Origin of the sequence: Pseudomonas caspiana (genome assembly GCF_002158995.1) — a bacterium.
Classification (GTDB): domain Bacteria; phylum Pseudomonadota; class Gammaproteobacteria; order Pseudomonadales; family Pseudomonadaceae; genus Aquipseudomonas; species Aquipseudomonas caspiana.
This window is the reverse complement of the sequence record NZ_LOHF01000003.1, coordinates 89,031-103,135: the sequence shown is the minus strand read 5'-3', so window position 1 is coordinate 103,135 and position 14,105 is coordinate 89,031. Positions and strand designations below refer to the sequence as shown.

The window sequence follows — 14,105 nt, the reverse complement described above, 5'->3', positions numbered from 1 at the left end:
CAAATGCTGCTGACACGGACTAGGCAAAATACTGGCTAATCGCTATAAGTGAGCTACAGCCAGCGTGACGCGTCTTTATGCTGTGGCGTCGCGAGTGTCGATTTATGCCTACGAGTCAGATTCGTCCCAAGATTCTCGGCTTTATCAATGAGCAGGCCTCGGCGTGGGTCGTAGCGACATTCGCCTTTCTGATGGGCGCTGTTCTTACCGCTTTATTGGCATTCGCCAATTTCGGACTCTATGAACGTCAGTTGCGCCAGCGTTTCGATCTGTTGGCCAATGAGCGCTTCAGTCGGATTCAGGAACGGCTCGATGGTCAGGTTTATCGACTGGACAGCCTGCGTCGTTTCTTCACCTTCTCCGATACCGTCACCCGAGCTGAATTCAACGGTTTTGCTGATCCTTTGTTGATCGGCACTCAGGCTTATGCGTGGGCGCCAAAAGTGACGAACACCCAGCGCCGACAGTTTGAGCAGCAGGCTATCGCCGAGGGGCTGCCGGGCTTTTCAATACGCGAGTTCAGCCCAAGCGGGACCCTTGAGACTGCGGGCAGCCGGCCCGATTATTTTCCGGTGTTGTTTACCCGTTCGCGCAGTAGCATGCCCTTGCCAACAGGGTTTGATATCGGGTCGGAAAGCGTGCGTCACAGTGCCATCGAACTCGCTGGAAAACTGGGCTCTATGGTCGCAACCCCACGGATAGAGCTCGTAGGCCTTGAGCCGATAAACTCCAGTGGTGTGCTGCTGTTGGCACCGGTGATGTCTCCTCGGGGCGACTCCACCCGTGAGGTCGACGAAGCCACGGGTTATGTCATGGCAGTCATTAGCCTCAGCAAACTGATGACCGAGAGACTGCCGTCTCAGGACAACCTGACTCTGACCATGCGTGATCTCACCTCGCCGCCCGAAGCGCAATTGCTCTATCAATCAGTCCTTCCTGCGGCATCGGATGATATTCGGCTCAGCACTTTGTTACGCATGGCCAATCGTGACTACCTGTTGGATATCCGGCCGACCGCGATGTTCATGCAGAGTAATCAGTCACTGGCGGGCAGTGTGGTGCTAATGGGTGGCTTGTTAAGTCTGCTGCTCAGCGTGCTGCTGTATAACCTGGTCAGCCAACGTCAGCGCGCCTTGCGTCTGGTGGACGAGCGCACCGCTGAGCTACGCCTGCGTGAGCAGCAATTGCGCGGCGCCCACGGACAACTGAGTAGCGTACTCAACGCGGCCACTGACGTCGCAATCATTGCCACCGACCTGAACGGAGTCATCAATACGTTCAACGTTGGAGCCCAGAAGATGCTGGGTTATCGGGAAGATGAGGTGTTGGGCCAGTTCCAGCTCAAGGACCTGCAACTGCCTTCCGAACTTGAGGAACACGCCCGGCACTTGAGTCAGGTTTATGGTTATCGAGTTACCGCTGCGCAGGCCATTTTTGTCGAGGCCGATGAATCTGCTACCCATAAATCCCACGAGTGGACGTTCATTCGTCATGACGGCAGTTCGCTGGTGGTGAATATGCTGGTGACCGCAGTGCGCAATGAACATGAGCAGTGGGTGGGATATCTGGCTGTCTGTATTGATATTACGGAGCGCAAACTCGTCTATGAAGCGCTGGCTGCGCGTGACCTTCTTCTGAAAAAAATCAGCGCCCATGTACCGGGGGGTATCTATCAGTTTCAGATTGATGCCAGCGGCGAGTCACACTTCAATTACATCAACGATGGCATGTGTGAGTTACATGGGATGAGCCAGGAGCAGATGCTTCTTGATTTCAAATCGGTATTTGCCCGTGTTGATCCGCTGGATGCACAGCGAGTGAAAGAGTCGATGCGTGTATCGGCGCAAGACCTGACCCCTTGGCAGGACGAGTATCGACTCAACGTTCCGGGGCATGGCCTGCGCTGGGTACATGGCCATGCTACGCCTGAGGCTCAACCTGGCGGGGCTGTGGTCTGGCATGGCTTTCTTTCCGAGATTACTGACATGAAGCGCGTGGAGGAGGAGTTGCGCGCCATGTCCGTGACGGACGTGCTGACCGGTGCCTACAACCGACGTTATTTCCAGGAGCGCTTGAATGCTGAATTGGCGAGGGTCAATCGTCATGGCGGGGCGCTGTCGCTGATCATGCTGGACATTGACCACTTCAAACGCGTCAACGACGAATATGGCCATGCGGTTGGCGATACGGTGTTGCAGGCTATCTGCCAACGGATATCCACTCGCCTGCGTCGTAGCGATGTGTTTTGTCGGCTGGGAGGCGAGGAGTTTATGGTGCTTTGCCCGGGGAGCACCGCCGCTCAGGCCTATGAGTTGGCGATTCAGCTTTGGAATGTCTTGCGCAGCCAGCCTGTGGATGGCGTGGGTCTGGTTACCGCAAGCTTCGGCGTCGCGAGTTGGCGACAAGGGGAGGGAGCTGATGCGCTGTTGCTACGTGCCGACTCCGGCGTTTATGCCGCCAAACAGGCTGGTCGCGATCGAGTAGAGCTTGAGAAGCTGGGGGAGGCGAGTGTGTGAGTGGCGATGGCGGGCATACAGATGCCAGCACATCGATATCTGAGCTGAAATGCATTTCCCTGTAGGAACTCACGAGCACCGCGAGGCAGCGATAGCGATCTGCCTGATACACCGCCATCGCGGCCTCGCGGTGCTCGTGCGCTCCTACAAAGTCATTTACTGAAATCCATCACTGCTGTCGTATAGACACGGTGTTATCACCCAGCTTCGGCTGGCGATACAACTCAACCAAAACCTCATCGAGCACTGACGAAGCACCCCATGGACGTGGGTCGTTGAGGATGGCGACTACCGCCCAGGTGTTGCCGTTGCTGTCCCGGCTGAAGCCAGCAATAGCGCGGACGTTGTTCAGAGTGCCGGTCTTGATGTGCGCTTCACCCAGCAGTGGCGTGCGCTTGAGACGCTTGCGCATGGTGCCGTCCATCCCGGCCAGTGGCATTGAACTCATGAACTCTGCAGCGTAGGGGCTTTTCCAGGCCGCTTGCAGAATAAGGGCCATTTCACGTGCGCTGACGCGCTCATCCCTGGAAAGTCCGGAGCCGTTCTCCATGACCAGATGGGGCGCTGTAATGCCTTTCTTCGCAAGCCACTGACGAACAACACGCTGCGCGGCTTTGGCATCGTCGCCATCCGCGTCGTTGCGGTACTCCGAACCCAGGCTCAGGAACAACTGTTGGGCCATGGTGTTGTTGCTGAACTTGTTAATATCGCGAATGACTTCAACCAGGTCCGGCGAAAAGGCTTTGGCCAGCAACTTGGCGCTGCCTGGTACGACGTCTACACGGTCCTTGCCCAGAATAGTCCCGCCCAGCTCTTGCCAGATTGCGCGCACGGCGCCTGCGGCGTAAGTGGGGTGGTCAAGCAGCGACAGATAGGTCTGCGAGTTGCAGCCATCACCGAGCTGGCCGGTGACGGCCACATTGACGGTGCCATCTGGCTGTGTGACCGGGTTATAACGAACATCACCACACTGTTTTGATGCGATGGCCTTGACCTGATTATCAACACGAATGGTCGCAATCGGCGGTTCCACCGAAACCATCACCTTGCCGCCATCGTTACGTGTGATAAAGCGCAGCGCCTTGAGGTTGACCATCAACGAGTCGGGTTTGACCAGGAACGGCTTGTTTTTGTCGTTACCGTCATCATCGAACACCGGCAACTGGGGTTGTACGAAGTGGCTGCGATCCAGCACCAGATCACCGGTCACTTGCTGGACGCCATTTGCGCGCAGGTCGCGCATCAGCAGCCAGAGTTTCTCCATGTTCAGCTTGGGATCGCCGCCACCCTTGAGATACAGGTTGCCGCGCAGTACGCCGTTGTTAAGCGTACCGTCGGTGAAGAATTCGGTTTTCCACTGGTGGGTTGGGCCCAGTATTTCCAGCGCCGCATAAGTGGTGACCAGTTTCATGGTCGATGCCGGGTTGACGGAGACGTCGGCATTGAACACGGTCGGGGTGCCTTGACCATTGAGCGGCAGCATCACCAGCGACAACGCATCGTTGCCCAGTTTGCTGGCTTTGAGTGCCTGCTGAACTTTGGGGGGGAGTGAAGTATTGATTGGCGCGGCGTGAGCGGGCAATGCCAGGGGTAGAAGAAGGGAGGCGAAAAACAACGGACGCAATGATTTGATCATTCAATAACCCCTACAACAAGACGGGACACGAGAGGGCATGGATGGATTCCCTCAATAAAAAATAACAGTGACTCAAAGACCGGTGGCTCAAACAGTTTCGTTAACAATATGTAATACGTCTGAATGAGCGGCATTATGCCCCAACCTTGGGCGACTTGTGTCCCGCTCAGGCGTCTGGATCAAGTATTTTTGTCATCGCAATGCGTAATCAGCCAGCTATTGATAAGGCAGGCATATCAGGCTGTGCCGGTTTTATGGGCATTTGCCTTTCCAAACTGATAAAGTGCGCCCCGATATTACTCAAGAGGATTGTTCCAATGGCCACTAATCGTTCCCGTCGTCTGCGCAAAAAACTCTGCGTGGATGAGTTCCAGGAGCTGGGTTTCGAGCTGAACCTGGACTTCAAGGAAGATCTGGATGACCAGGCGATCGACGCATTCCTCGACGCTTTTCTGACTGAAGCCATGGACGCCAATGGTCTGGACTATGTTGGCGGTGATGACTTCGGTCTGGTTTGCCTCGCTAAACGTGGTTCCGTCACCGAAGAGCAGCGCGCAATCGTTGAAGCATGGCTCAAGGGCCGCAGCGAACTGACCAAAGTTGAAGTCAGCCCGCTGATGGACGCCTGGCACCCGGAAACACCTATCAACCCGGTAGCCTGATGTTTCGAGCGGCGGGCTTCACGCCCGCCGTTTCACTCCCTTCCTCCTTGCCTCACGCTGCGCTGTTCAATACCTCTCGCAACGCCTGCTCCAGATCGAGCATCGCAATTTCCAACGCTTGCTGACGCTCGTTGATAGCTTCTGCGGTGGTTGCTTGCTGGCAGCTATCCTCCAACGCTTCGCATGTCTCAATTACCCGGGTTGCACGAATGATTCGCGCAGCGCCTTTGATTCTGTGTGCCAGTTGGGATAACTCATGTTTATCGTCGCTCGACAGCAGCGCCGTCAGCTGATGCCGATCTTGCTCGCTGCTTTGCAGGAGTTGGTCAAGCAAGCGACGAATCATCTCCGGGCGTTCACCGGTCAGGGCGCTGACGCTGCCCATGTTGAATGCGGGCTGTGATTTGCCAGACGAAACTTTCAGGATTTCGCGGCCCGCGTCATCTCTGGGGTGAACACTGCCAAGACGCTCGTTCAGCGATGTCAGGCTGATAGGTTTGAACAGGCAATCGTCCATGCCTGCTTCACGGCAACGCTGTTTCTCCTCTGGCTGTGCATTGGCGGTGAAACCCCATACGGTGCAACGCTGTTGTCCGGATGTTTGCTCTTGAGCACGAATTGCCCGGCTCAAATCATAGCCATTCATTATCGGCATGTTGCAGTCGGTCACGACCAGGTCGAAATGTCCTGCCAGCCAGAACTCCATACCTTGTGCGCCTTGTTCTGCGACTGCACAGCGATGTCCGAGAAACTCCAGTTGCTGGCAGAGCAGCAGGGAGTTGGCTGGATGGTCATCGACCACCAGAATATTCAGTATGGCATTTGCCAGTTCGGGTTTTTCAGGAGGCTCGGCGACGATCGCAACAGGTTCAAGCGTGGTCAGGTTGAAGGTCATAAGAACCTGCGTGCCCTGGCCCCGCTCGCTGCTCAGCTCAAGCGTCCCGCCCATCATCTCGCACAGGCTACGGCAGATCACCAGCCCCAGACCGGCACCGGTGCGCGCTTGCTGGCCATTATCGTCGGCCTGGGCAAAGGGTTCGAACAAACGCAGCAGGTCCTCGTTGCTGATGCCAATGCCAGTGTCCTGAATACGTACATGGAATGGCAATTGTCGCGGGTCGGGACCGTCTTCGGTTTGCACTGTGATCCTGATCTGCCCCTTTTCAGTGAACTTGATCGCGTTGCTGATCAGATTGGAAAGAATCTGTTTGAAGCGCAAGGGGTCGACCAAAACATCGGTATTGATGCCGCTGTCCAGATCAAGCAATAAGCTCAGGCTTTTTTGTCGGGCAAGACCATCGAACACCCGCACCACGGATTCGACCAGCTGGCGCAAGTTGGCGCGTTCCGGGCTCAGGGTCAGGCGACCGGATTCGATGCGTGCGATGTCGAGGATGTCGCCAATCAGTTCGAGCAGATCCTTGGCTGAGCTGTAGGCAACTTCGACGGCCGGGCGGTCCAGTTGGCCTTGGTCGGCGCGCTTGAGCGCCAGTTCAAGCATGCCGATCACGGCATTCATTGGCGTGCGTATTTCGTGGCTCATGGTTGCCAGGAACGTGCTTTTCGCGCGGTTGGCGTTATCTGCCTGATCTTTGGCCGCGCGCAGCTCTTCAATAAGCTGTCGTCGTTCACTGATATCGATCCAGCCGCCAATGATGCCTTTCACTTCGCCCAGTGAGTCCCGGAAGGGCAGGATCCAGTGGTAGATCGTCAGTTGCCGCTCTCCGATCTGCAGCGTGCGGTCGAGGATCATTGGGCTATTCGTCGCCATGACTTGCTGGTAGTCGCTGGCGTATTCCTTGGCCTCGAAAACATTGCTCAGTACCCCCTCGGTAACGCTTTTGTCGAGGATGTCTTCACGTTGTGCGTCAAACGCCTTCAGGTAGCTGTCATTGCACATGCGCAGCAGGCCTTCACGGTCGCGCACGTAAATGGGATGTGGGCTGCCATTGACCAGCGCTCTCATGAATTCGAACTGATCGCTCAAGGCTCGCTCGGCCTGTTCGCGCTGTTTGATCTGGCGCCGCATGTAGGCGTTCCAGGCCAGAGAGCCCAGCAGTAGCAGGCCTGCACCCAGGACAATCTGGTAGATCTGGCGCTGGTAATCCTGCCAGTTGCCGCCCGCCGGGGTGAAGGAGCGCCAGCGGTTGTTGATCGAGGCTAGCTCCTGAGGCGCAATGCTCGATAGCGCTTTGTCGAGAATACTGATCAGCTCCGTCGCTTTTCGGGAGGTGGCCATTGCGATCAGCGCCGGTTTGTCGCCAACGGTAGTCGTTATCTGTAATCGGTTTTCGAACACCCCGGAGGCGAGGAAATAGTTGGCACTGACCAGCGAAGTGATCGCTGCTTCGACCCTGCCTTGAGCCAGCATTTCCAGTGTCTGGAAGGGATTGTCGACTTCGATGGGGACAACCGCCGGAAATTCACGGCGTAGAAACGGCAGAATCGGGCTACCCAAAGGGACGGCTACACGCTTACCGTTCAACTGATCCAGATTGATCGAGTTTTCTGGCCATTTACGCGTGACCAGCACAAACGAATTATCCAGGTAGGGCCGACTGAAACTGAACTGGTCCTCCCGTTCTTCGCTGGATATGAGTGCGCTGATCAAATCTGCCTGGCCATTGCCGACCTGATTCATCATGTCAGCCATGCTGGGCGCGCGGGTGATCTCGAAACGCAGGCCGGTACGCAGGCGCACCAGTTCAAGCAAGTCGGCGGTTATGCCTCGGAAGTTGCCACTGGCATCAAAAAACGTCAGGGGCGCGTATGACTCGTTGATCACGACCCTGACGGTCGGGTGCTGTTCGATCCAGCGCTCTTCGCGCTGGGTCAGTTGAAGCTTCTGATCAGTCAACATCAGATCGCTGGCACCCCAGCGTTTGGAAATGGCGATGCGCTCTTCGACCGGAATGGCCTTGAGCGTGCGATCGAGGATCTCCAGCAATTGGGTATTTTTAGCATCGACCGCGAAGCTGAAGCCATCTGGCTCGTGCTTGCTGAAATTGGCCATCTGGATGTTATTGAGGTAACCCTTGTTGATCATGTATTGGGTGGAGATGGTGTCCCCGAGAAAAACGTCTGCCTGATTGAACGCAACGGCATTGATCGCGCTTTGAAACGACGGATAGGTTTTCAGCGCCGCATTCGGGTAAAGCTTTTGAATTTCATTGGGCGGGAGATAGTGGTAAACCATGCTCAGGCGCATTTCCGCCAGGCCGTCGCTGAGCGCGCGCGTCTCTCCTATGCGAGTGACCAGCACTGGCTGATCTACTGCATAGGGGGTTGATAGCCTGATTTTCTGGTCTCTCGCTTCGAACCCGTTGGCGCTGCCCAGCATGTCGATCTGGCCCGTACCCAGAGCGGCAATCGCAGCCTGTCTGGACTCGAAGCGCAGTACCTTGACGGGCGGGTCCAGCGCTCTGGAAATAATGTTCGTGTAGTCGGCGGTGAAGCCTTCGTAGTCACGTCCGGTAAGCGTCATGTCAAACGGCGGGTAGTCAGGAGCGGACGTTCCCAGCACCAGCTCTCGTTTGTTTCTTATCCATTGCCATTGCGCCTTGTCCAGCTGCAGTTCCATGTGCCCGATGCTGGACCGGCCCAGCAATGTATAGAGCTCCGCCGCGGCGACAGATGCCTGTAACCCCAGGCTCAGAGAAATGCTTGTGGTCAGGATCAAATAATATTTAAAGCGCCTGGACATCCTGTTCCTCACACTAGCGCGTTGCGTTTTGCCATCTCGATTAGTTCTACCAGGGTTTTGACCCTGAGTTTTTGCATCAGACGTGTTTTATAAGTACTGACTGTCTTGTTGCTGAGAAACATACCCTTGGCAATTTCCTTGTTCGTTCGACCCTGCGCAAATAATTGCAGCACCATCAATTCACGATCATTGACCAGTTTGAAGAGCTCTATTTCGCTGGGTTGGCCATTTTCTCCGGTGGGTGGGGTCAACGCTTGGCTGGGAAAGTAATTGTAGCCGGATAATACTGCTTTTACCGAACTGAGCAGTTCGCTCAGATCTTCCTGTTTGCATACATAACCGGCGGCGCCTGACTGCATGCAGCGAATTGCAAAAAGGCTCGGAGTTTGTGAAGTCAAAACCAGTATTTTCGAGTCAAGGCCCATGGAATTGAAGCGTGCCAGTACTTCAAGGCCGTCCAGCTTGGGGATGCTGATGTCGAGGATGATCAGGTCCGGCATGCACTCGCGGACCATTTGCATTGCATCGACCCCGTTATCGGTTTCGCCCACCACCTGATAATTTTCGTTTTCCAGAAGCATTCTTACAGCCAGACGAATAACCGGATGGTCATCGATGATAAAAACTGAGTTCATAGTTCGATCCATACAAGATGCGAGGAAAGCGCGCACCTTAGCTCAGATGTTCAGGGAGGCACATGAATAGACCCTGCTGTTAGTGATATATAGGAAAGTTCCTACAGTAATTAGAGTATTGGAGCACGTAGAAGCCTGTTTTTGTGATGCGTAATGTTTACAACGCAGGGGAAAATACGCTGCAAGCGCGAGGTGCATGATTAGGATGTTTATTGCGAACGGGAATTAACCTACACGTTGTTTATACGCTTTCAGTAGTTGCATTAGCGTAGTTCACTACGGCCTGAGAGGATACGTCGATTAAGACTGTTAAAGCTGTAGTGAACGTGTATTGCGCAAAGGCCAGGCAGGTCAGCTATCTGGAAAGCATGCGTCCAGCAGGCGGGAAAGGTCAGGGCCGTGCAATGGCTTGGTCAAGCAGCCAAGCAAAGGCAGGCCGCGCTTGATGGCTAGCTGTTCGATGGCCTGTAGCTGAGCCGTGTCCAGACCGCTGAGGACGATCGCAGACCGGGCCATGCCTGCGTCGAAGGCTTGCTCAATGACGTCGAAACCCTCGCCATCGGGCAGGCACTGATCGCACAGAAGCAGGTCGTAGGGCTCGGCAGCACGCTGTATCGCTTGCATTGCCTCGGCAGCAGTGAGGGCGGGGGTAAGCAGGAAATACCCCTGATTGTTGAGGAGTATCTGTGTGGCAATCAATTGGAAGGGATGATCTTCCACCAGCAAAATGCGTAGGTTGTGTTTAAACATCAGGGAGTCCGGCAGGAACTGGCGTAGCTCGGACGCTGATCGGCGCAAGCTGCAGGCGTCGGGCAGCATCGAAACGGCCAATGGGCGGGTAAGTGGCGGCCAGTAACGGCTACTAAAGTGGCGGGAGTATTAGGCAGGCAAGAAGGGCTTGCGATAAGACGATTCCTAAAAGGATGTAGGAACCGTCTGAAGTTTTGAGGTGTATCGGGTAAGTCCACTGTAGTTAATCTGCACCCGCCGACTCTGGTGCAGACATGGGGCGTTGGGAAGATTACTGCCGTCGGCTCTTTGCTGGAGCAAGGCGGCAGCGCTTCACCTTTACATCGGGCTGGAGCGTCCGGTCATTTCTCGCGCCATTTCGCTGGCGTAGCTGTCGGTCATACCGGCGATGAAGTCGATCATTCGCAGGAAAGACGCGTGCAGAGGGGCTTTAGGGTCAGGCGCGCTGTTGCCAAGCAAGTCCAGGATACGACGATGCTTGAAGGACGGGGTGCGCCCACCGAACTGTTCCAGTGCTGCGCCACAGAACGCGTTGAGGAGTATTTCCAGGGTAGTGTAGGCGCCGATCTCATGCAGGGTTTTGCGCTTGTCCTGGAATATCTTCTTGCGTGCCATGTCTTTGGCGCTCAACACGCAACGTTTGGCAGGGCCGTGCATATGCTCGACGAGATCACCACTGAGTGTGCCAGCCAGCAATGCGTCTTGCTGTTCGACGAAGGCACGTGCTGCAGCGTTGGTCAGATGCTCAATGGCTTTTCCGCGCAAAATTGCCAGTTTGCGCCGGCGCGAATCATCGGGGCCCAGTTGGCGGTAGGTGTCAGGCAAATCATCGCCGACCAGCCCGAGCAGCAGTGATTCAACCTCCGCGTACTCCAGCAGTTCCATTTCCAGGCCGTCTTCCAGGTCAATCAGCGCATAGCAGATGTCATCTGCGGCCTCCATCAGATACACCAATGGATGGCGCGCCCAGCGTTGGTCTTCAAGCTGCGGCAAGCCAAGCTTCTGGGTGATCTGTTCCAGAATCGGCAACTCGCTCTGATAGCAACCAAACTTGTGTTTCTTGTAGCCCAGAGAGTCGGCGTGGCGCGCCGTCCACGGATACTTCAGATAAGTGCCAAGGGTTGCATAGGTCAGCCGCGTGCCACCGTCAAACTGGTGATACTCCAGCTGGGTGAGGACACGAAAGCCCTGAGCGTTGCCTTCAAAATTGAGGAAGTCATTGCGTTCAACGTCGCTCATTGCGTCCAGCCAGCCACGGCCAGCCGCCTGATTGAACCAATTGCGAATCGCATCTTCGCCGGAATGGCCGAAGGGCGGATTACCGATGTCATGGGCCAGACAGGCTGATTGCACGACCATGCCCAGATCACTCGGATCGCACCAGTCGGGCAGGGCACTGCGCAGGGTTTCACCAACCCGCATGCCCAATGAACGGCCTACGCAGCTGACCTCCAGTGAGTGGGTCAGGCGCGTATGAATGTGATCATTGCTCGACACAGGGTGTACCTGCGTCTTGCGCCCGAGGCGGCGAAACGCGCCGGAGAAGATTATCCGGTCGTGATCTTTATGGAACGGGCTGCGCCCCAGTTCTTCCGGGCTATGCAGGGTTTTGCCAAGTCGTTCGCGGTTGAGCAGGGTTTGCCAATCCAAGGCGTTCACTCCGTCGGTAAAGATTGCCTAGCTTCCGGGTTCGACGACCCGGCTGCAAGAGGTTAAAAGCCCGCCGCGTCGACATCGATCAAGAGTATGCGTTGGTCGTCGTCGAAGAACTGGCCCGCAGTCAGGCAGTACTGGTTGCTGGTGGCGTCGCGGTAGGTGTTGGACAGGATCAAGCGGCGTTCATGCCAGCCTTCGGCAAGCAAATGGTAAAAATAGGGACGCCATGACCAGTTGTGGCCAATGTAGGTCGCATCGGAATGCCATTCGCCGTTGCGCCATTCCAGATTGGGCGTGAGCTGAGTGCCATGCCGGTCGCATTGGTAGAACCGCAGTAACCATGGGTAATCGAGCAATTGCGGCAGTTGGTCGAGTGAACGCTGATCCCAGCGTTGCAGAATCGTCATCAGCGACGCCAACTGCTGGCGCAGGTCCATGACGCGCGCGCGCTCCGCCAGTTTTTTCTGCACATAGCAGTCGCGCAGTTGGGCGAATTGTTCGACAAACGCATCCGGAGCGAAGAATGCCTGTACGCCTTGAGCGAACAAAAAGCCCTGAACGTAACGTGCACCGCACTCAAGGGCAAAATGCAGTTCGGCCTCGGTCTCCACCCCTTCGGCAATAATCCAGCAGCCGGTTTTTTCTGCCATTTGGGCCAGCGCTTTTACGATATCGCTACTGGGCCCGCCTTTTGCGGCGGCTTGAAAAAGGCGCATGTCCAGCTTGAGGATATCGGGCTGCAATGCAAGCACACGATCAAGTTGGGAGTAGCCTGCGCCGAAGTCATCAATGGCAATCCGGGCGCCAGCTTCGCGATAGCGGCTCACGACTTCAGCAAGGCGCTGGCTGTTGCCGTCCAGCTCCGTGATCTCAAACACCACGCGTGCGGGCTCGACGCCATTTCGCTGCAGTTGTTTAAGGCTGGGCAGCGGTTGACCGGGGCGCAAGCGAGAAATCCACCGCGGTGAGATATTCAGGCTCAAGAACCAGTCTTCAGGCGCTTGATGGATTTTGCTCAGGGCGTCGTCGCGGATAACACGATCCAGTCGACGCAGCGCGGCAGCGGGCACTCTCGGGTCGGCGAACAGTGGACCAACGGATTTTAACTGGCCGTCGTCCTGGCGAACGCGTCCCAATGCTTCAACACCAGCAATACGGCCAGTAGCGGTATCAATGAACGGCTGAAAGCAGGCAATGGGTTGCCCATTGATCACATGGCCTCCTCAATAAACTCGACAGTTAAAAACGGCACTTTGAAAGAATGTGCCCATAACAAAATCGACGGCTTCAGTAAGACCTGAAGCCGTCGATTAATCCTGCTGGAGGAGTGCTGCTTGCAAGAACGCAGCCAATTGCCACTAACGTTTTCGGGAGGAACCCAGAGCCAGACGGATAATCGGCAGCAGGCTTACACCCAGCTTGACGATTCGCGTCAGACCACCAGGACGAGACTCTTTTGCGCCTTTGCCGCCCAGAAATCCGAGCAGCGAGACAACACCCATACCCCATAACGGGGCATGTTTGATACCCAGCGCGCCTTGCCAGTCGGTGGTCATCCCACGAACCCTGCGCAGTGGTTGCATAAGATTCGTCGACTCTTGACGGATTTCCTGGCGGTGCATTTCCATGCGCAGGCGAACCAGCGCCTTGCGCAATTCCCGACGGGAGTGTTTCTGGTGGGATTCAGGCAGGCTCATCGCATCAATCGCTCACGGTCATTGGCCAGCTCTTCGAGGGTCGCGTTGAACGGCGACGACTCGTCGAAAATGGCAGCTTTGAGGCGCAGGGCGCAGAACAGCGCGCACAGCGTATAGAACACGCACAAGCCAATAATGCCGACGAGGCGATAACTGTCCCACAGCACGATCAGGAGTAAAGCCGAAAGACCTGTCAGTAAAAGCAAAGCAAACACCAGAGCCAGGCCTGCGAACAACAGGACACTCAAGGTACGGGCTTTTTGCTCCTGCAGTTCGATACCGAACAGTTCCACGTGGCTGTGCAGCAGTCCAAGAACCGCAGCACCCAATCGCCGTGGCGATGATGAGGTCTGGTCTGATGCCGGACCGGATTCAGTTCCCAGAGCCATATTCGTTAGCGCCTTGTAGCCAGTAGACCGATCAGGAAACCAACGCCGGCAGCGATGCCAACTGATTGCCATGGGTTTGTTTGTACGTAATCTTCAGTTGCAACCACAGCTGCTTTGCCGCGCTCACGCAGAGACTCTTCAGTGAGTTTCAAGGTTTCACGGGCGCGCAAAAGGCTTTCATTGATCTGGCTACGCAACTCATCAGCCTGCTCACCCGCCAGCGAAGCGGTGTGTTCCAAAAGCTTTTCCGTATCGGCAACCAGAACCTGGAAGTCAGCCATCAGGATTTCCTGGGCGGTCTGTGCTGTTTGACGTGCCATTTTTCTCTCCATTAAGTGCGTATGGGCTTTCGAGTCCGGGGCGTTGCTGAAGGTTCACTCCAATCCCGCATGAAATCTCTGGACGGGCCAATGCAGGTTGTGCAGTGAGTTGGTGCGTTGCTTTTTTTCATGCGCTTATCG

The 14,105-nt window shown here is 55.8% G+C and carries 11 protein-coding genes; 2 read left to right on the top strand and 9 right to left on the bottom strand.

Annotated features, from left to right (window positions below; all coding sequences use genetic code 11):
• The first annotated feature begins 104 nt into the window (after window positions 1–104).
• A complete protein-coding gene (locus AUC60_RS05310) occupies window positions 105–2,516 on the top strand; it encodes a sensor domain-containing diguanylate cyclase (RefSeq protein WP_087265052.1) in 2,412 nt (803 codons plus the stop codon).
• Between the two features lie 169 nt (window positions 2,517–2,685).
• Here the strand turns inward: AUC60_RS05310 and dacB are convergent, their stop codons facing one another.
• Window positions 2,686–4,152: a D-alanyl-D-alanine carboxypeptidase/D-alanyl-D-alanine endopeptidase gene (gene dacB / locus AUC60_RS05305; protein WP_087265051.1), complete on the bottom strand. Its 1,467-nt coding sequence runs from the start codon at window positions 4,150–4,152 to the stop codon at window positions 2,686–2,688.
• Window positions 4,153–4,469: 317 nt separating this feature from the next.
• Between dacB and AUC60_RS05300 the strand changes: the two genes are divergently transcribed.
• Window positions 4,470–4,814 (top strand): YggL 50S ribosome-binding family protein, encoded by a 345-nt coding sequence (locus AUC60_RS05300; protein ID WP_087265050.1) that lies wholly within the window; start codon window positions 4,470–4,472, stop codon window positions 4,812–4,814.
• Window positions 4,815–4,866: 52 nt separating this feature from the next.
• Here AUC60_RS05300 and AUC60_RS05295 read toward each other — a convergent pair whose 3' ends face one another.
• From AUC60_RS05295 to AUC60_RS05260, 8 genes are all read right to left on the bottom strand, one after another.
• Window positions 4,867–8,517, bottom strand: a complete 3,651-nt coding sequence (locus AUC60_RS05295) for a transporter substrate-binding domain-containing protein (protein ID WP_087265049.1) — start codon at window positions 8,515–8,517, stop codon at window positions 4,867–4,869.
• Window positions 8,518–8,525: 8 nt separating this feature from the next.
• Window positions 8,526–9,152, bottom strand: a complete 627-nt coding sequence (locus tag AUC60_RS05290) for a response regulator transcription factor (protein ID WP_167384314.1) — start codon at window positions 9,150–9,152, stop codon at window positions 8,526–8,528.
• 351 nt (window positions 9,153–9,503) lie between these two features.
• A complete protein-coding gene (locus AUC60_RS05285; RefSeq protein ID WP_087265280.1) occupies window positions 9,504–9,902 on the bottom strand; it encodes a response regulator in 399 nt (132 codons plus the stop codon).
• 318 nt (window positions 9,903–10,220) lie between these two features.
• Complete coding sequence (locus AUC60_RS05280) at window positions 10,221–11,552, bottom strand: deoxyguanosinetriphosphate triphosphohydrolase (protein WP_087265047.1); 1,332 nt, start codon at window positions 11,550–11,552, stop codon at window positions 10,221–10,223.
• Window positions 11,553–11,614: 62 nt separating this feature from the next.
• Window positions 11,615–12,772, bottom strand: a complete 1,158-nt coding sequence (locus AUC60_RS05275) for an EAL domain-containing protein (protein ID WP_087265046.1) — start codon at window positions 12,770–12,772, stop codon at window positions 11,615–11,617.
• A 144-nt stretch (window positions 12,773–12,916) separates the two neighbouring features.
• Window positions 12,917–13,255, bottom strand: coding sequence for a hypothetical protein (locus tag AUC60_RS05270; RefSeq protein WP_087265045.1), 339 nt, complete (start codon window positions 13,253–13,255; stop codon window positions 12,917–12,919).
• Window positions 13,252–13,644: a phage holin family protein gene (locus AUC60_RS05265; protein WP_087265044.1), complete on the bottom strand. Its 393-nt coding sequence runs from the start codon at window positions 13,642–13,644 to the stop codon at window positions 13,252–13,254. Before AUC60_RS05265 ends, AUC60_RS05270 begins: the two co-directional genes overlap by 4 nt.
• A gap of 5 nt (window positions 13,645–13,649) precedes the next feature.
• Window positions 13,650–13,964 carry an ElaB/YgaM/YqjD family protein gene (locus AUC60_RS05260; protein ID WP_087265043.1) on the bottom strand — a complete coding sequence of 105 codons (315 nt, stop codon included), beginning with the start codon at window positions 13,962–13,964 and terminating at the stop codon, window positions 13,650–13,652.
• Window positions 13,965–14,105 lie beyond the last annotated feature (141 nt).